Source organism: Klebsiella sp. X13 (assembly GCF_003323835.1).
Taxonomy (GTDB): domain Bacteria; phylum Pseudomonadota; class Gammaproteobacteria; order Enterobacterales; family Enterobacteriaceae; genus Klebsiella; species Klebsiella ornithinolytica.
In genome coordinates this window covers 4,192,490-4,210,459 of sequence record NZ_CP030874.1, presented here as the reverse complement: position 1 = coordinate 4,210,459, position 17,970 = coordinate 4,192,490, and the positions used below count along the sequence as shown (strand labels likewise).

The following is a 17,970-nucleotide window of genomic DNA, read 5'->3' as shown; positions in this document are numbered from 1 at the left end:
ATTTGAATGAGCTTTTTTATTTCTGATGCGGTAGCAGCAACCGGTGGCGCGGCGCAGGGTAGCCCGATGTCTCTGATTCTGATGCTGGTGGTGTTCGGTCTGATTTTCTACTTCATGATCCTGCGCCCACAGCAGAAGCGCACCAAAGAACATAAAAATCTGATGAACTCTATCGCCAAAGGCGATGAAGTGCTGACGAATGGCGGCCTGGTAGGTCGCGTCACGAAAGTGGCTGAAAGCGGATACATTGCTATCGCGCTGAACGATACCACTGAAGTGGTTATCAAACGTGACTTCGTCGCTGCCGTTCTGCCGAAAGGCACCATGAAGGCACTGTAATCCACTTTTCCCTAAGGGAACTGCCGTGTTAAACCGTTATCCTTTGTGGAAGTACATCATGCTGGTCGTCGTCATTATCGTCGGCCTGATGTATGCGCTCCCCAACCTGTATGGTGAGGATCCGGCCGTTCAAATCACTGGCGCGCGCGGTGTCGCCGCCAGTGAGCAAACGCTGATCCAGGTCCAGAAAACGTTACAAGAAGAAAAAATTACCGCTAAGTCTGTGGCACTGGAAGAGGGCGCAATCCTTGCGCGCTTCGACACCACCGATGTCCAGCTGCGCGCACGTGAAGTGCTGGTGGACGTGTTAGGTGATAAATACGTCGTGGCGCTGAACTTAGCTCCGGCGACTCCTCGCTGGTTAGCGGCTATCCATGCCGAGCCGATGAAGCTGGGTCTTGACCTGCGCGGCGGCGTACACTTCCTGATGGAAGTGGATATGGACACCGCGCTGGGAAAACTGCAGGAACAAAATATCGACAGCCTGCGCAGCGAGCTGCGTGAAAAAGGCATCCCTTACTCCACCGTGCGTAAGGAAGACAATTATGGTCTGAGCATCGCTTTTCGCGATAGCGCCGCACGCGATCAGGCCATCTCCTGGCTGAGCCCTCGTCACCGCGATCTGGTTATCTCCACGCAGGGCGCTACTGGCCTGAAAGCGGTGATGACCGATGAGCGCCTGAAAGAAGCCCGCGAATACGCCGTGCAGCAGAACATCAACATTCTGCGTAACCGTGTTAACCAACTGGGTGTTGCCGAGCCGCTGGTACAGCGTCAGGGCGCCGACCGTATCGTGGTTGAACTGCCGGGTATTCAGGATACCGCTCGGGCGAAAGAAATTCTTGGCGCTACGGCGACGCTGGAATTCCGTCTGGTTAACAGCAACGTTGACAGCGCCGCAGCCGCTTCCGGTCGTGTCCCTGGCGACTCTGAAGTGAAAGATACCCGTGAAGGTCGGCCGGTTGTGCTGTACAAGCGCGTGATTCTGACCGGTGACCATATCACCGACTCCACTTCCAGCATGGACGAGTTCAACCAGCCGCAGGTTAACATCTCGCTGGACAGCGCCGGCGGCAACATCATGTCTAACTTCACCAAGGACAACATCGGCAAACCGATGGCGACCCTGTTCGTGGAGTACAAAGACAGCGGTAAGAAAGATGCCAACGGTCGTGCCATTCTGGTGAAAGAGGAAGAGGTGATTAACATCGCCAACATCCAGTCTCGCCTGGGTAACAGCTTCCGTATTACCGGTATCAGCAACCCAAATGAAGCGCGTCAGCTCTCTCTGCTGCTGCGTGCGGGTGCGCTGATTGCGCCGATTCAGATCGTTGAAGAACGTACCATCGGCCCGACTCTGGGTATGCAGAACATCAAGCAGGGTCTGGAAGCGTGTCTGGCCGGTCTGGTGGTGTCTATCCTGTTCATGATTTTCTTCTATAAGAAATTCGGTCTGATCGCGACCTCTGCGCTGGTGGCTAACCTGGTGCTGATCGTCGGTATCATGTCCCTGCTTCCTGGGGCCACGCTGAGTATGCCGGGGATTGCGGGTATCGTGTTAACCCTTGCGGTAGCGGTCGATGCTAACGTACTGATCAACGAACGTATTAAAGAAGAGTTGAGCAACGGACGTTCCGTTCAGCAGGCGATTGATGAAGGTTACCGGGGCGCATTCAGCTCGATCTTCGATGCGAACATTACGACGTTGATCAAAGTTATCATCCTGTACGCGGTCGGTACCGGTGCAATTAAAGGGTTTGCGATTACTACCGGTATCGGTGTGGCAACCTCGATGTTTACCGCTATCGTCGGCACCCGTGCCATCGTGAACCTGCTGTACGGCGGCAAGCGCGTTAAAAAGCTGTCTATCTGAGGAGTGCGTTGTGGCACAGGAATATACTGTTGAACAATTGAACCACGGCCGTAAAGTCTATGACTTTATGCGCTGGGACTACTGGGCTTTCGGCATTTCAGGTTTTCTGCTGATTGCCGCCATTGTCGTGATGGGCGTGCGCGGTTTTAACTGGGGTCTGGATTTCACCGGCGGTACGGTGATCGAAATTACCCTCGAAAAACCGGCCGAACTGGACCAGATGCGCCAGGCGCTGCAGAAGGCGGGCTTTGAAGAGCCGCAGGTGCAGAACTTCGGCAGCAGCCGCGACATTATGGTACGTATGCCGCCGGTACATGATGCCAACATCAGTCAGGAGCTGGGCAGCAAGGTCGTTAATGTGATTAACGAATCGACCAGCCAGTCCGCGACGGTTAAGCGAATCGAGTTCGTGGGGCCGAGCGTCGGGGCTGACCTGGCGCAAAGCGGCGCGCTGGCGCTGCTGGCGGCATTAATCTGTATCCTGGTGTACGTTGGTTTCCGTTTCGAGTGGCGTCTTGCCGCCGGGGTGGTTATCGCTCTGGCGCACGACGTGGTCATTACGATGGGCATCCTCTCGCTGTTCCATATCGAGATTGACCTGACTATCGTCGCCTCGCTGATGTCGGTTATCGGCTACTCGCTAAACGACAGCATCGTGGTATCTGACCGTATCCGTGAAAACTTCCGTAAGATCCGCCGCGGTACGCCGTATGAGATCTTCAACGTGTCGTTGACCCAGACGCTGCATCGTACCTTGATCACCTCCGGAACCACGTTGGTGGTGATCCTGATGCTGTATCTCTTTGGTGGCCCGGTTCTGGAAGGCTTCTCGCTGACCATGCTGATCGGTGTCTCCATCGGTACGGCCTCGTCTATCTACGTGGCGTCCGCACTGGCGCTGAAGCTGGGCATGAAGCGTGAGCATATGCTGCAGCAGAAGGTAGAAAAAGAAGGGGCGGATCAGCCGTCAATTCTGCCGTAAATCCGGCGCGTTCAGATAAAGCAATCCCGGTCGCAAGGCCGGGATTTTTTTATTACAGCCCGGCCAAATTTCGCTACTCTCCACTCATTAGCTTAATGAGATGGAGATCCCCCATGTCCGCCATAGTCCTTTCTGCCGTCGCCGAACCCACCGTCTGGCACGATGTGCCTTCCGTTACGCTCAGCGATCAAACGCTACGCCAGCGTAAAGCCAGGGTACTTGCGCAAATGCGCCGGCATGGCTACGACACGCTGATCGTGTATGCCGATAAAGAGCACGGCGGAAACTTCGAATATCTCACCGGCTTTATCCCTCGTTTTGAAGAAGCATTGCTGGTACTGCATCGCGAAGGGGAGGCGGTGCTGGTGCTGGGCAATGAAAACCTCAAGCTGGCGGCCTTTGCCCGGCTGGAAAACCGGGTGATCCATGCGCCGTGGTTCTCGTTGCCGAATCAACCCATGAGCAATGAAAAGAGTCTGCCTCAGCTGCTGCAGGATGCCGGTATTAGCAGCGGGAAAACGCTGGGCCTGGTAGGCTGGAAGCTATTCACCGGCAGCGCTGACGACCGTTCACAGATGTTCGATCTGCCTGCTTTTATCGTTGACGCCATTCGGCAGGCTGCAGGGCCGCAGGCGGTTGTGGTCAATGCCACGGCAATATTTATCGCGCCAGATGGCGGAGTGAGAACGGTAAATTCAGCCAATGAGCTGGCGCATTATGAATATGGCGCCAACCTGGCGTCGACGGCGATCCTCACGGCTTTGAATGCCATCGAGCCGGGGAAAACGGAAAAACAGATCGGCGCGCTGCTGGCAGCAGAAGGCCAGCCCAACAGCGTGGTGATGATTGCCGCTACCGGCGATCGTTTCGCCGATGCCCGTCTCTATCCTGGCGATAAGGTTATCCGTCGCGGCGATAAGTTTTCGCTCACTACCGGGTTTAAAGGCGGCTTAAGCAGCCGGGCAGCCTATGTAGTCGGCGATGAAACGGAGCTGGCGCCGGAGGTGGCGGACTACCTCGATGTGGTGGCGAAGCCCTATTTCCGGGCGGTAGTCAGCTGGCTGGAGAACCTGCGTATCGGTATGCGCGGCGGTGAGATGTATGATCTTATCGAGCGGGTGTTACCGAAAGCAGAGTATCACTGGCATTTGAACCCCGGCCATCTGGTCGCCGACGAAGAGTGGCTGTGTTCTCCTGTAGGGCCGGACTCTCAGGCCAGTATCCGCAGCGGCATGCTGCTGCAAATCGATATTATCCCCTCACGGGCGGGCTATGCCGGGGCCAGTATTGAAGATACCGTAGCGGTTGCGGATGAGGCGCTACGTGAGGAGCTGGCGGAGAACTGGCCGGCTCTCTGGCAGCGCATCGTTACCCGGCGGGCCTATATTCGCCAGCAGCTGGGGATTGTCCTGCCGGAGGAGGTGCTGCCGTTTTCCAACACCGTGGGCTATCTCCGTCCCTGGCTGCTGGATAAGCAGCGGGCCCTGGTTTGCTCGGCGGGTTAATCGCAGACGGCGATCGCTCCTGACAGTACGCTGTCAGGAGCCCTGCCATACACTCCTCCTGAACCCAAACAATGGACAGGAGGATGTATGAACAACGTAATTAACTGGTTTGAAATTCCGGTCGCCGACATGGATCGTGCCGTGGCGTTTTACGAGCCGGTGCTGCAGGTGACGCTGCGTCGGGAAAATATGGATTGTGCCGAAATGGCCGTTTTTCCGTATCAGGATCCGGCCCCCGGCGGCGCGCTGGCGAAGTTTGACGGGGTTAAACCTGCCGATCAGGGATGTATTATCTATCTGCATACTGACAATCTGGCCGCCACGCTCGACCGCGTGAATTCCGCTGGCGGGAGCTGCGTCTTTGGCCCGCTTGAGCTGTCGAACGATATTGGCACCATCGCGCTGTTTATGGATAGCGAAGGTAACCGGATTGGCCTCCATCAACCTAAATACCTGCCCCATTAATGCGTTTGACGCCTGCGGGACGGGCCTGACCATGAGATAAGCTAAAAATGAGCCGACGCGCCGACCGCCTTTTTCAAATCGTGCAGATCCTGCGGGGGAGAAGATTAACCACCGCCGGACTGCTGGCGGAGCGGCTCGGCGTATCGGAGCGCACCATCTACCGGGATATCCGCGACCTGTCGCTCTCCGGCGTGCCGGTGGAGGGTGAGGCCGGAAGCGGATATCGCCTGCTGGCAGGCTACAGCTTACCGCCTCTGATGCTGACGACCCAGGAGTCGGAAGCGCTGGTGGCCGCGATTCGGCTGCTGCAAACCTGGGGGGGCGAATCGCTGTCCCAGGCGCTGGAGTCGGCTCGGGAAAAGATGCTCGCGATTTTACCTGAGGAGAGTCGGCGTAAGGCCGAACAATCGCGGCTATTTGCGCCGGATTTTGGCGCCCAGGGCTACAGTAAGGCACAGTTTGATCTGGTGCATCGGGCGGTTTCCGGTCAGCGGGTGCTGGCGCTGCACTACCGCGACGAAGCGGGAAAGGTGTCGCAGCGCGAAGTGCTGCCGCTGGGGCTCTTTTTCTGGGGCGAACGCTGGCTGCTGGTGAGCTGGTGCGAGCTCCGCGACGATTACCGCTGCTTTCGTCTCGATCGCTGCCTGGACGTGGCTGCTACCGGGCGCCTTTTCAGCGAGCGGGCCGACCGTTCATTGAGTGATTTTCTGCGTAAGGTGAGGTGCGAGGAGCGTGAGCCATAATGCGCGTCAATCGATATCCCCGGCGCAGAGGCCGGGGACCATCAGGCAGGATTAGAAGTTGTAACCCACCACGAAGTAACCACCCCAGCCGGTAGAGCGTACGTTGAAGTCGCCATCGCCGAAGTTGAGCTTCGCATCATCGGCCCACTGACCGCCGTTATGCCAGTAACGGGCCACAACGGAGTAGTGCCAGTGCGCGTAGTTCAGCGCCAGGATGTGGCTGGAGGCGATGGAGTTGCTGGTGCGCGCGTGCTTGCCGTTCATGTCATAGAAGTTGTCATCGCCCAGATCGGAACCCCAGTCAAAGTTGGTGAAGCCGATGTAGCTCAGCGAGCCGCCCCACAGGTCGGTCAGCGGGACAAAGTATTTCACTTTGAAACGGTAGCCGTCCCATTCGTTTTCGTTGGATGCGCCATAGTTCTGCCACTGATATTTCGCATAGACGTTCAGAGACAGGCTCATCGGCAGACCGGTATCGATATCGGTACCCAGACCCATATACCAGGTGCTCTGCTCCTGAGAATCGTTACGACCCATATCGTAGATATAGTTGTTCGCGAAATACCACTCTTTGAACGGGCCGAAGCTGAGATCGGTGTTGGTCAGCTTATCGATAGAGAAACGCGGTTCGATTTCCATAAACAGCGGAGAACCGTTGTTCCAGATACCTTTTGCCGTGCTGTTACCGCCAAAGAACACCGGCGCATCGATATAGCCATAGAAATCAAACCAGTCTTTTTTAGCAAACGCTTCGTATTCCAGATAGGTATCGTTACGGATTTGCGGTCCAAAACGGGTGTGGTAGCTACCCACCACGTTTACACTCTGGTGCCACCAATCAGACAGGTACTGCGGTTTTTCGTTTTCTGCCGCGCCAGCAGTGAACGATGTGGACAGCGCCAGTACGGCGCCTGCTGCCAGTAATGTTTTTTTCATAATGATGCCACTGTTTAAATTAAGCCAAAAGGCGTTAAGAACGTTGCCGAAGCGTTTCTAAATATTTCGTCTTTCTGTGGGGGTCTATTATAGAAATCATTGCTCACAAAAATACGTGTTGTTTCACATAACGTAAACATACGTAATCGATTGCGTTCACGATTCTATGCATTTCCTGACAGAATGCCACTGAAATTCATCCATACAGTCAATTTTTACTGAACTGTTTAGAAAAATTGTAAATGGATTTCTGGACGGGGGGCCCGGGTGTCGGCGACACCCGGTGAAGGGGATTATTGTGCGGTTGCGGGCTGGATATCGTGAATGCGCAGGAAGCCGAGCTGCTCCGGCGTGATGCCGTTCAGACGTAGCGGAATATCAACGTCGCTCGGCGCCAGGATGCTGGCGGGGGCGCTAATCAACCGATCGTGCACGTTAACTTCCTGATAATTCTGCGTGGTGCCGCTGATTTGCCCCCAGGCAACGGTGGCGCTAAACGCCGGTAGCGGGTCGTTTGATTCCCCCTGAATACGCAGCGTCAGGCGGGTACCGTCGGCGTTGGCGGCAATATCACGCAGCGACATACGCAATGTGCCGATTTGGCTTTCGAGGCGCGCCGGAGTCCTGGCGCCGGGCAAAAGATAAACGCCGCTGGTGGATTTCGCATTCAGAGCGTTTTGCTGGTTAATTTTCACCGTCTGCTGATTAAGCTGAGTCATCTCTTTGCTCAAGGTGCTTACGCTTTCATGCATTTGACGGACTTCGCTTTGCTGCGCGCAGGCGCTGAGTGTGAACAGCGTGGTCAGCATCGCCAGCTTCAAATAACGTCTTGTCATGGTCATGGATTCCGTTTTCAGGGGATACTTTATGGTAGATCGTCTCCGTCCACGAGCCATAGATCCTTTGTCTCAAAAGCTCTTTCTTTGTTGTCGGGGCACTTCGCGGTAAACTACCCGTCAGTTTAACTTCCTGTCAGGACGCGCTATGCATTGCCCTTTCTGTTTCGCCGTAGATACCAAAGTGATCGACTCTCGTCTGGTGGGTGAGGGCTCTTCTGTGCGTCGTCGTCGGCAGTGCCTGGTTTGTAACGAACGTTTCACCACCTTCGAGGTGGCAGAGCTGGTGATGCCGCGTGTGGTCAAGAGCAACGATGTGCGGGAGCCCTTCAATGAAGATAAGCTGCGCAGCGGAATGCTGAAAGCGTTGGAAAAACGGCCGGTCAGCGCCGATGATGTGGAAATGGCGCTCAATCATATCAAAACCCATTTACGCGGTACCGGCGAGCGCGAGGTCCCGAGCAAAATGATCGGCAACCTGGTGATGGAGCAGCTGAAAAAGCTCGATAAAGTTGCCTATATCCGCTTTGCTTCCGTCTATCGCAGTTTTGAAGATATCAAAGAGTTCGGCGAAGAGATCGCCCGCTTACAGGACTAAGCCATGCATGATGAAATGTACATGGCGCGAGCGCTTAAGCTGGCGCAGCGCGGGCGCTTTACGACCCATCCCAATCCGAATGTCGGCTGTGTGATCGTCAAGGACGGCGAGATTGTCGGCGAAGGTTTTCACTATCGTGCCGGCGAGCCGCATGCGGAAGTTCATGCGCTGCGCATGGCCGGCGAAAAAGCCCGGGGCGCCACTGCCTATGTGACGCTGGAACCCTGCAGTCATCACGGCCGAACGCCGCCGTGCTGCGACGCGCTGATTGCCGCGGGCGTTACCCGCGTCGTGGCCGCCATGCAGGACCCTAACCCGCAGGTGGCCGGGCGCGGCCTGTATCGCCTGCAGCAGGAAGGAATTGACGTCAGCCACGGCCTGATGATGGGCGAAGCCGAAGCGCTGAACAAAGGCTTTCTTAAGCGGATGCGCACCGGTTTCCCTTACATACAGCTAAAAATGGGCGCTTCGCTGGATGGTCGCACCGCGATGGCCAGCGGCGAAAGTCAGTGGATTACCTCGCCGCAGGCGCGACGCGACGTGCAGCGCCTGCGTGCGCAAAGCCATGCGATCCTGACCAGCAGCGCGACCGTCCTGGCAGACGATCCGGCATTAACCGTACGCTGGGAAGAGCTCGATGCCGATATTCGCGCCCGCTACCCGCAGGAAAATCTGCGTCAGCCGCTGCGTATTGTGATCGATAGCCATAATCGCGTTACTCCTGAGCACCGCATCGTGCAGCAGGCGGGAGAGACGCTGTTTGCCCGCACTCAGGCCGATGATCGCAGCTGGCCGGAAAGCGTGCGAACGCTGATCGTGCCGGAACATAACGGCCATCTCGATCTGGTGTTACTGATGATGCAGCTTGGCAAACAGCAGGTTAACAGCATTTGGGTGGAAGCGGGCCCGACGCTCGCCGGCGCGCTGTTGCAGGCCGGACTGGTGGACGAGCTTATCGTCTATATTGCGCCTAAACTGTTAGGCAGCGACGCACGCGGGCTATGCGTGCTGCCGGGGCTTGAGAAACTGGCTGATGCCCCCCATTTCAAATTCAACGAGATACGCCAGGTAGGCCCCGATCTTTGCCTGCATTTAGTGGGCGCATGATCTCCCCCTGGCAAGGGAAAACAGCATCGCTACGCGAAATCATTCAAGATGCGTCGAGGCAGCCAACCCGAGAACCCCCGCTTGCTTACAGCGGTAAGCGACCGGGATCGACAGGCGCAGCCAACGCGGAGGCAGTTTGAAGGATGAAGTGTATAAATTATTATGATAGAATCCGCCCCCCTTGCGGGGCTATATGAACCCGAAGGAAGAGTATGAACATTATTGAAGCTAACGTTGCTACCCCGGACGCTCGCGTCGCCATCACCATTGCGCGTTTCAACAACTTTATCAATGACAGCCTGCTGGAAGGTGCTATTGACGCACTCAAGCGCATCGGTCAGGTAAAAGATGAAAATATTACCGTTGTTTGGGTTCCAGGCGCGTATGAGCTGCCGCTGGCGGCTGGCGTGCTGGCTAAAACCGGTAAATATGACGCAGTGATTGCTCTGGGTACGGTGATTCGTGGTGGTACCGCGCACTTTGAATATGTGGCTGGCGGAGCAAGCAATGGCCTCGCACATGTCGCGCAGGACAGCGAAATCCCGGTAGCTTTTGGTGTTCTGACGACAGAAAGCATTGAACAAGCCATCGAACGCGCTGGTACCAAAGCCGGTAACAAAGGCGCAGAAGCTGCGCTGACCGCGCTGGAAATGATTAACGTATTGAAAGCCATCAAGGCCTGAATTTTTTTGTAAGGGGAATTCCGTGAAACCTGCTGCTCGTCGCCGCGCCCGTGAGTGTGCCGTCCAGGCGCTTTACTCCTGGCAGTTGTCCCAGAACGACATCGCTGATGTTGAATACCAGTTCCTGGCGGAACAGGATGTCAAAGATGTCGACGTTCTGTATTTCCGCGAACTGCTGTCCGGAGTGGCGACTAACAGCGCATACCTCGACGGCCTGATGAAGCCGTACCTGTCCCGCCTGCTTGAAGAGCTGGGTCAGGTGGAGAAAGCGGTACTGCGTATCGCCCTGTTCGAGCTGTCTAAACGTGACGATGTTCCGTACAAAGTTGCGATTAACGAAGCTATCGAACTGGCGAAAACCTTTGGCGCCGAAGACAGTCATAAGTTTGTTAACGGCGTGCTGGACAAAGCAGCCCCGGCAATTCGTCCCAACAAAAAGTAAACTCCAGGCCGGGTCTCGCGGGATGTCATCCACGCAAGGTCCGGCCTTATTCTTTTCTTTTGCTGAGGCATAACGTATGGCATGCGGCGAATTTTCCCTGATTGCCCGTTATTTTGATCGCGTAAAAAGCATGCGTCTCGATGTGGAAACCGGCATCGGCGACGACTGCGCTCTCCTGAACATTCCCGAGAAAAAAACGCTGGCAATCAGCACCGACACCCTGGTGGCGGGCAACCATTTTTTACCTGATATCGATCCTGCCGATCTGGCTTACAAGGCGCTGGCGGTCAATCTGAGCGACCTCGCGGCGATGGGCGCCGAACCGGCGTGGTTGACGCTGGCGTTAACGCTACCGGAAGCGGATGAAGCGTGGCTGGCAGCGTTCAGCGACAGCCTGTTCATGCAGCTCAACTATTACGATATGCAGCTGATCGGCGGTGATACCACTCGCGGTCCGCTGTCGATGACCCTGGGTATTCACGGTTTTGTCCCGCCTGGGCGCGCTTTGAAGCGTTCCGGGGCGAAACCTGGCGACTGGATATACGTCACCGGCACCCCCGGCGACAGCGCCGCAGGATTGGCCATTTTGCAGGATCGTCTGGTGGTGGCGTCAGCCGCTGATGCCGACTACCTGCTGGCGCGCCATTTGCGCCCGATGCCGCGCGTATTGCAAGGACAGGCGCTGCGCGATCTGGCCAGCTCGGCCATTGATCTGTCCGACGGTCTGATTTCCGATCTGGGGCATATTCTGAAGGCCAGCGGCTGCGGCGCGCGGATCGATCTTGACGCAATGCCGTTATCCGATGCGCTGCTGCGCCATGCAGAGAGGGAGCAGGCGCTGCGCTGGGCGCTCTCTGGCGGTGAAGACTACGAACTGTGCTTTACCGTGCCTGAACTTAATCGCGGCGCGCTTGATGTGGCTATCGGCCAGCTTGGGGCGCGCTTTACCTGCATTGGACAGATTAGCGCCGAGGCGGACGGTTTGCAGTTGATGCAATCCGGTAAACCGGTCCAGCTGGATTTACAGGGGTACGATCACTTTGGTGCGTAGTAAAGATATCGCAAAAAGCCGCCTCAATATGCTGAATCCCTGGCATTTGCTGGCGACCGGTTTTGGCAGCGGGTTAAGCCCCGTGGTGCCAGGCACAATGGGCTCGCTGGCGGCGATTCCGTTCTGGTATCTGATGACCTTTCTTCCCTGGCAGCTCTATTCGCTGGTGGTGATGATGGGCATCTGTATCGGGGTTTATATCTGCCATCGCACGGCGAAAGATATGGGTACCCACGATCACGGGAGCATCGTCTGGGACGAATTTGTCGGGATGTGGATCACCTTGATGGCGCTACCGACGCTTGACTGGCAATGGGTCGCCGCCGGGTTTGTGATCTTCCGCATTTTTGATATGTGGAAACCGTGGCCGATTCGCTGGTTTGACCGCAATATCCACGGCGGGATGGGGATCATGGTCGATGATATCGTCGCCGGCGTGATTTCGGCGGGCGTGCTGTATGTCATAGGCCATCACTGGCCGATTGGTCTTTTCTGAGCTCACTCCTCGGGTGAGTTTGCCCGGGCCAGTGGCCCGGGCGGCCCGCTTATTTAAAACCCACAATCGGATGCGGCTGGTACGGCGCTTCCAGCTTTTCTACCTGTTCAGGCGTCAGCGTTAAATCCACCGCGCCCAGCAGGTCGTCGAGCTGCTCCTGTCTGGAGGCTCCGACGATTGGCGCCGCGACGCCGGGTTTACTCAGCAGCCAGGCCAGCGCCACCTGGGCGCGATTGGCGCCGAGTTCTTCCGCCACTTCAGCAAGATTCTGCGCAATCTGCGCATCGTTTTCATCGGTTGCGCTGTAGAGCGATTTGCCAAACTCATCAGAGACCAGGCGGGCAGTGGTTTCGCCCCACGGACGGGTGAGGCGACCCCGCGCCAGCGGGCTCCAGGGGATGACCGATACGCCAGCACGATGGCACAGCGGCAGCATCTCATTCTCTTCTTCACGATAGATCAGGTTGTAATGATCCTGCATGGTGACAAAGCGCGCCCAGCCGTTGCTCTCCTGAAGCTGCAGCGCCTGCGCAAACTGGCGGGCGTGCATCGATGAGGCGCCGATATAGCGTGCTTTCCCGGCCTTAACAACCTCATTTAGCGCTTCCAGAGTCTCTTCAATCGGTGTGCTGTAGTCCCAACGATGGATCTGCAGCAGGTCGACATATTCCATACCTAAGCGGCGCAGGCTGTCATCGATAGAGCGCAGGATCTGCGCACGCGAGAGGCCCTCCGGCAGATCCCCGACCTGGTGATACACCTTCGTGGCCACCACTACTTCGTCACGGCGGGCGAAATCGCGCAGCGCACGGCCGACAATCTCTTCACTGCTGCCGTCAGAGTAGCTGTTGGCGGTATCAAAAAAGTTGATGCCGCCTTCCAGCGCACGTTGAATGAGCGGACGGCTGCTCTCTTCAGGTAGGGTCCAGGCGTGCTTGCCCCGATCCGGCTCGCCAAAGGTCATACAGCCGAGGCAAAGTCGGGAGACCCGCAGGTGGGTTGCTTCAGGTGTGATGTAGTGCATGAACGGCTCCTGCTATCAACATAAAGGGTATCCTTTAAGCATAGCAGGCGCCGTTAGCGGAGAGGGTTCAGGCCAGCCAGGCGGTGATTTTGGCTTCGATACCGGCGGCATCAAGGCCGAGGTCGGCGCGCACTTCTTCCTGGGTTCCCTGGGGAATAAAGAAGTCCGGCAGGCCGATATTCAGCACCGGAACCACACGACGATGAGCCATCAGCAGCTCATTCACGCCGCTGCCCGCACCGCCCATAATGGCATTCTCTTCCACCGTCACCAGCACATCGTGATCGGCGGCAAGCTGCAAAATAAGCGCATCATCGAGCGGTTTGACAAAACGCATATCGACCAGCGTGGCGTTGAGCTTGTCCGCCACCTGCGCCGCTTCCGGCAGCAGAGTGCCGAAGTTGAGTATCGCCACTTTTTCGCCCGTGCGTTTCACCACGCCTTTGCCGATCGGCAATGAAGCCAGCGGCTCCAGCGTGGCGCCGGTGCCGGTCCCGCGCGGGTAGCGAACCGCGCTCGGCCCTTGATTGTAGTGATAGCCGGTGTAGAGCATCTGACGGCACTCGTTTTCGTCGCTCGGCGTCATGATCACCATATCCGGAACACAGCGCAGGAAGGAGAGATCGAATGCTCCCTGATGCGTTTGTCCGTCGGCGCCGACGATTCCCGCGCGGTCAATGGCAAACAGAACCGGCAGCTTCTGGATAGCGACATCGTGGATCACCTGATCGTAGGCGCGCTGCAGGAAGGTGGAGTAAATGGCCACCACCGGCTTGTAGTCGCCGATCGCCAGGCCGGCGGCGAACGTCACCGCGTGCTGTTCCGCAATCGCCACATCGAAATACTGGTCAGGGTATTTTCTGGAAAACTCGACCATCCCCGAGCCTTCGCGCATAGCCGGCGTAACGGCCATCAGCTTGCTGTCTTTCGCCGCGGTTTCGCACAGCCAGTCGCCAAAAATTTTCGAGTAGGAGGGCAGGCCGCCGCTGCTTTTCGGCAGGACCCCGCTGGTATGGTCAAATTTCGGCACCGCGTGGAAGGTAATCGGGTCTTTTTCCGCCGGCTCATAGCCGCGACCTTTTTTGGTCATAATATGCAGGAACTGCGGTCCTTTCAGGTCGCGCATATTTTTCAGCGTATTGACCAGACCGAGGACATCGTGACCGTCAACCGGGCCGATGTAATTAAAGCCCAGCTCTTCAAACAGGGTTCCGGGAACGACCATCCCTTTGAGATGTTCTTCGGTGCGTTTGAGCAGCTCTTTAATCGGCGGCACGCCAGAGAAGACCTTTTTGCCGCCTTCGCGCAGCGTGGAGTACAGTTTTCCGGAGAGCAGCTGCGCCAGATGGTTATTCAGCGCGCCGACATTTTCGGAGATCGACATTTCGTTGTCGTTCAGCACCACCAGCAGATCGGGTTTGATATCGCCCGCATGGTTCATGGCCTCAAACGCCATACCTGCGGTAATGGCGCCGTCGCCAATGACGCAGACCGCACGTCGCTGTTTGTCTTCTTTCGCCGCGGCAATCGCCACCCCGATACCCGCAGAAATGGAGGTCGATGAGTGGCCGACGCTCAGCACGTCATATTCACTTTCGCCGCGCCACGGGAACGGATGCAGCCCGCCTTTCTGCCGAATGGTGCCGATTTTATCGCGGCGTCCGGTCAGAATTTTATGCGGGTAGGCCTGGTGGCCCACGTCCCAGATCAAACGGTCAAAAGGCGTGTTATAGACGTAGTGAAGCGCCACGGTCAGTTCGACCGTGCCGAGGCCGGAGGCAAAATGCCCGCTGGAACGGCTGACGCTGTCCAGCAGGTAGCGCCGGAGTTCGTCGCACAGTTTCGGCAGGCTGTCTTTCGGCAACAGACGCAACTCCTGGGTGGAATCCACCAGTGCCAGGGTTGGGTATTTGGCAATATCAAAACTCATCAGAGACTCTTATTGTTTATTTATCGCGCTGAATTATGTAATTCGCGAGCGCTTCCAGTGCCGTAGTATCCAGAGATTGCGCGGCCAGCTCACTCAGCGACTGACGGGCATCTTCAATTAGGTCGTGCGCTTTTTTACGCGCTTGTTCAAGTCCCAGAAGCGCAGGATAAGTACTTTTGCCTAGCTGCTGGTCAGCTCCCTGACGTTTGCCAAGGGTCGCAGTATCCCCTACCACGTCAAGAATGTCATCCTGGACCTGGAAGGCGAGACCGATATTTTGCGCATAGCGATCGAGCGCCGGCAGGGCCGCACGACCGCGTTCACCTGCGCTCAGCGCGCCCATGCGCACCGCGGCGCATATCAGCGCGCCGGTTTTGTGGCGATGAATACGCTCCAGCGCCTGCAGGTCAACCTGGTGGCCTTCGGCTTCCAGATCCAGCGCCTGTCCGCCGCACATTCCGGCGACGCCGCTGGCGTGAGCCAGCGTCGAAACCATCGCCAGACGATCGCTGTCCGGCACTTCAGGCATCGGCGCATCACTCAGTATAGAAAATGCCAGCGTTTGTAGGGCGTCTCCGGCAAGAATTGCGTTCGCTTCGCCAAATTTAATGTGGCAGGTCGGCAGACCGCGGCGCAGATCGTCATCGTCCATGGCGGGCAGATCGTCATGCATCAGAGAGTAAGCATGGATGCATTCAACGGCGGCGGCCGGTGCGTCCAGCGTTGTCCGGCTGACGCCGAACATTTCGCCGGTAGCATAGACGAGGAACGGACGCAGGCGTTTACCGCCTAATAGTGCGCCGTACTGCATGGCTTCAACCAGTGGAGTGTTCTGAAAAGGCAGCGGAGCGAGGAAACGGCGTAGCGCGTCGTTGGCCTGCTCAACGCAAGCGTGTAATTGTTGCGAGAAGTCCATTTATTCAGCATCCGGTGTAAACGGCGTCAGCGGGCTATCCTCGCTGTCGGCCAGCAGAATCTGGACGCGCTGTTCGGCCTGCTGCAATCGGGCCTGCCCCTGACGCGCCAGCTGTACGCCGCGCTCAAATTCGCTGAGCGCCTCTTCTAACGGTAGCGCGCCGCTTTCCAGACGATTAACAATCTGCTCCAGCTCGCCCAGGGCGGTTTCAAAGCTGGCCGGGGCCTCATTTTTCTTTGGCATAGTGAATATAGACTCTTGTAATGTCGCGACACCAATATGGTAACGAAGTCACGTGGTTAAGCAAATATACACCTCATCCTTTCGCGGAATCGTTGCCGAAAGCGCGCAAACGGGTGGCTGACAAGTGGGTTATGCCCCCGTCGCGCGCGGGCATCCTGAATGATTTTATGTAAAACGCGCAATGCGAGGCGCAATGTACTCAATGGTGATATACTGCGCTCCCTGGATGCAGGCACCGCGGTGCACTGCAGTACAACTTTTGCTTAAAGCCCCGTCGGGCTTGCCAACGAACTATTGTCGCCATGAAGTTTATCATTAAATTGTTCCCGGAAATCACCATCAAAAGCCAATCCGTGAGATTGCGCTTCATTAAGATCTTAACCGGGAACATTCGTAACGTTCTCAAAAACTATGATGAGACGCTTGCCGTCGTTCGTCATTGGGATCATATCGAAGTTCGCGCGAAAGACGAAAATCAGCGTCCGGTTATTCGCGATGCGCTGACCCGAATCCCGGGTATCCACCATATTCTGGAAGTCGAAGACGTCCCGTTTACCTCACTGCACGATATTTTTGAGAAAACGCTGCCGCTGTGGCGCGAAGCGCTGGAAGGCAAGACTTTCTGCGTGCGCGTAAAACGTCGCGGCAAGCATGAGTTTACCTCTATCGAAGTGGAACGCTACGTCGGCGGTGGCCTGAACCAGCATATCGAAACGGCGCGCGTGAAGCTGACTGACCCGGACATTACGGTCAATCTGGAAATTGAAAACGATCGTCTGCTGCTGGTAAAAGGGCGCTACGAAGGCATCGGTGGTTTCCCGATCGGCACGCAGGAAGATGTGCTGTCGCTGATTTCCGGCGGCTTCGACTCCGGCGTCTCCAGCTACATGCTGATGCGTCGCGGCTGTCGCGTGCACTACTGTTTCTTTAACCTTGGCGGCGCCGCGCATGAAATTGGCGTTCGTCAGGTGGCGCACTACCTGTGGAACCGCTTCGGCAGTTCGCACCGCGTTCGTTTCGTGGCGATTAACTTCGAACCGGTCGTGGGGGAGATCCTCGAAAAAGTCGACGATGGTCAGATGGGCGTGGTGCTGAAGCGCATGATGATCCGCGCGGCGTCGAAAGTCGCCGAGCGCTATGGCGTGCAGGCGCTGGTGACCGGCGAAGCGCTGGGCCAGGTGTCCAGCCAGACCCTGACCAACCTGCGTCTGATTGATAATGTCTCCGACACCCTGATTCTGCGTCCGCTGATTTCGCACGATAAAGAGCACATCATCGACCTGGCCCGTGAAATCGGCACCGAAGATTTTGCCCGCACCATGCCGGAATATTGCGGTGTGATTTCGAAGAGCCCGACCGTGAAAGCGGTGAAGGCGAAGATTGAAGCAGAAGAAGAGAACTTCGACTTTAGCATCCTCGATAAAGTGGTGGCGGAAGCGAATAACGTGGATATTCGCGATATCGCCCAGCAGACTCAGCAGGACGTGGTGGAAGTTGAAACCGTGACCGGCTTTAGCCCGAACGACGTCATTCTGGATATTCGTTCCGTAGACGAACAGGATGAGAAGCCGCTGAAGGTTGAAGGCGTTGACGTTGTGTCATTGCCGTTCTACAAGCTGAGCACCCAGTTCGGCAATCTCGACCAGAGCAAAACCTGGTTGCTGTGGTGCGAACGCGGCGTGATGAGCCGTCTGCAGGCGCTGTACCTGCGTGAGCAGGGCTTTGAGAACGTGAAGGTTTACCGCCCGTAAACCGCGAACAATCACGGTCATCCCGGATAAGGCTCTCTGCCTTGTCCGGG

Annotated in this window: 19 protein-coding genes; 13 read left to right on the top strand and 6 right to left on the bottom strand. The window is 56.7% G+C overall.

Translation table 11 applies throughout. The features are described from left to right. Nucleotides 1–6 precede the first annotated feature (6 nt). The 6 genes from yajC to DSD31_RS19995 all read left to right on the top strand — a co-directional run bounded on the left by yajC (nt 7) and on the right by DSD31_RS19995 (nt 5,907). A complete protein-coding gene (gene yajC, locus DSD31_RS20020; RefSeq protein ID WP_004099423.1) occupies nt 7–339 on the top strand; it encodes a preprotein translocase subunit YajC in 333 nt (110 codons plus the stop codon). A gap of 25 nt (nt 340–364) precedes the next feature. Next, complete coding sequence (gene secD, locus DSD31_RS20015; protein WP_015585040.1) at nt 365–2,212, top strand: protein translocase subunit SecD; 1,848 nt, start codon at nt 365–367, stop codon at nt 2,210–2,212. A gap of 10 nt (nt 2,213–2,222) precedes the next feature. Then, entirely contained in the window at nt 2,223–3,194 is a 972-nt protein-coding gene (gene secF / locus DSD31_RS20010) for a protein translocase subunit SecF (RefSeq protein WP_004858587.1), read from the top strand. A gap of 113 nt (nt 3,195–3,307) precedes the next feature. After that, nucleotides 3,308–4,699, top strand: coding sequence for a M24 family metallopeptidase (locus DSD31_RS20005; protein WP_004858597.1), 1,392 nt, complete (start codon nt 3,308–3,310; stop codon nt 4,697–4,699). A gap of 87 nt (nt 4,700–4,786) precedes the next feature. Further along, nucleotides 4,787–5,164 (top strand): VOC family protein, encoded by a 378-nt coding sequence (locus tag DSD31_RS20000; protein ID WP_044347615.1) that lies wholly within the window; start codon nt 4,787–4,789, stop codon nt 5,162–5,164. A 47-nt stretch (nt 5,165–5,211) separates the two neighbouring features. Beyond that, a complete protein-coding gene (locus tag DSD31_RS19995; protein ID WP_032716748.1) occupies nt 5,212–5,907 on the top strand; it encodes a helix-turn-helix transcriptional regulator in 696 nt (231 codons plus the stop codon). A gap of 51 nt (nt 5,908–5,958) precedes the next feature. On the opposite strand, the gene DSD31_RS19990 is transcribed toward DSD31_RS19995, so the two are convergent. Both DSD31_RS19990 and DSD31_RS19985 read right to left on the bottom strand, forming a co-directional pair. Then, entirely contained in the window at nt 5,959–6,843 is an 885-nt protein-coding gene (locus DSD31_RS19990; RefSeq protein WP_004858604.1) for a nucleoside-specific channel-forming protein Tsx, read from the bottom strand. Between the two features lie 293 nt (nt 6,844–7,136). Then, nucleotides 7,137–7,679 carry a SadB/YajI family lipoprotein gene (locus DSD31_RS19985; protein ID WP_113991405.1) on the bottom strand — a complete coding sequence of 181 codons (543 nt, stop codon included), beginning with the start codon at nt 7,677–7,679 and terminating at the stop codon, nt 7,137–7,139. Between the two features lie 148 nt (nt 7,680–7,827). Between DSD31_RS19985 and nrdR the strand changes: the two genes are divergently transcribed. From nrdR to pgpA, 6 genes are all read left to right on the top strand, one after another. Then, the gene (nrdR, locus tag DSD31_RS19980) at nt 7,828–8,277 is read left to right on the top strand and encodes a transcriptional regulator NrdR (protein ID WP_004858609.1); all 450 of its coding nucleotides are present in this window, start codon (nt 7,828–7,830) and stop codon (nt 8,275–8,277) included. 3 nt (nt 8,278–8,280) lie between these two features. Continuing rightward, nucleotides 8,281–9,384, top strand: coding sequence for a bifunctional diaminohydroxyphosphoribosylaminopyrimidine deaminase/5-amino-6-(5-phosphoribosylamino)uracil reductase RibD (gene ribD / locus DSD31_RS19975; RefSeq protein WP_064357448.1), 1,104 nt, complete (start codon nt 8,281–8,283; stop codon nt 9,382–9,384). A 212-nt stretch (nt 9,385–9,596) separates the two neighbouring features. Continuing rightward, a complete protein-coding gene (gene ribH / locus DSD31_RS19970) occupies nt 9,597–10,067 on the top strand; it encodes a 6,7-dimethyl-8-ribityllumazine synthase (protein WP_004858618.1) in 471 nt (156 codons plus the stop codon). 22 nt (nt 10,068–10,089) lie between these two features. Beyond that, nucleotides 10,090–10,509 carry a transcription antitermination factor NusB gene (gene nusB, locus DSD31_RS19965; RefSeq protein ID WP_004858621.1) on the top strand — a complete coding sequence of 140 codons (420 nt, stop codon included), beginning with the start codon at nt 10,090–10,092 and terminating at the stop codon, nt 10,507–10,509. Nucleotides 10,510–10,585: 76 nt separating this feature from the next. Then, nucleotides 10,586–11,560 (top strand): thiamine-phosphate kinase, encoded by a 975-nt coding sequence (gene thiL / locus DSD31_RS19960; protein WP_004858626.1) that lies wholly within the window; start codon nt 10,586–10,588, stop codon nt 11,558–11,560. 28 nt (nt 11,561–11,588) lie between these two features. Beyond that, the gene (pgpA, locus tag DSD31_RS19955; RefSeq protein ID WP_004858630.1) at nt 11,589–12,056 is read left to right on the top strand and encodes a phosphatidylglycerophosphatase A; all 468 of its coding nucleotides are present in this window, start codon (nt 11,589–11,591) and stop codon (nt 12,054–12,056) included. A 49-nt stretch (nt 12,057–12,105) separates the two neighbouring features. On the opposite strand, the gene DSD31_RS19950 is transcribed toward pgpA, so the two are convergent. The 4 genes from DSD31_RS19950 to xseB form a co-directional block, all read right to left on the bottom strand. Next, on the bottom strand, nt 12,106–13,080 hold the full coding sequence (locus DSD31_RS19950; RefSeq protein WP_004858633.1) for an aldo/keto reductase: 975 nt from the start codon (nt 13,078–13,080) through the stop codon (nt 12,106–12,108). A 67-nt stretch (nt 13,081–13,147) separates the two neighbouring features. Next, nucleotides 13,148–15,010 carry a 1-deoxy-D-xylulose-5-phosphate synthase gene (dxs, locus tag DSD31_RS19945; protein WP_044347619.1) on the bottom strand — a complete coding sequence of 621 codons (1,863 nt, stop codon included), beginning with the start codon at nt 15,008–15,010 and terminating at the stop codon, nt 13,148–13,150. Nucleotides 15,011–15,026: 16 nt separating this feature from the next. Further along, nucleotides 15,027–15,926: a (2E,6E)-farnesyl diphosphate synthase gene (ispA, locus tag DSD31_RS19940; RefSeq protein ID WP_004858640.1), complete on the bottom strand. Its 900-nt coding sequence runs from the start codon at nt 15,924–15,926 to the stop codon at nt 15,027–15,029. Beyond that, the gene (xseB, locus tag DSD31_RS19935; RefSeq protein ID WP_004858644.1) at nt 15,927–16,169 is read right to left on the bottom strand and encodes an exodeoxyribonuclease VII small subunit; all 243 of its coding nucleotides are present in this window, start codon (nt 16,167–16,169) and stop codon (nt 15,927–15,929) included. Between the two features lie 302 nt (nt 16,170–16,471). Here xseB and thiI point away from each other — a divergent pair, with 302 nt between their 5' ends. Beyond that, entirely contained in the window at nt 16,472–17,920 is a 1,449-nt protein-coding gene (gene thiI, locus DSD31_RS19930) for a tRNA uracil 4-sulfurtransferase ThiI (protein ID WP_004858647.1), read from the top strand. Nucleotides 17,921–17,970 lie beyond the last annotated feature (50 nt).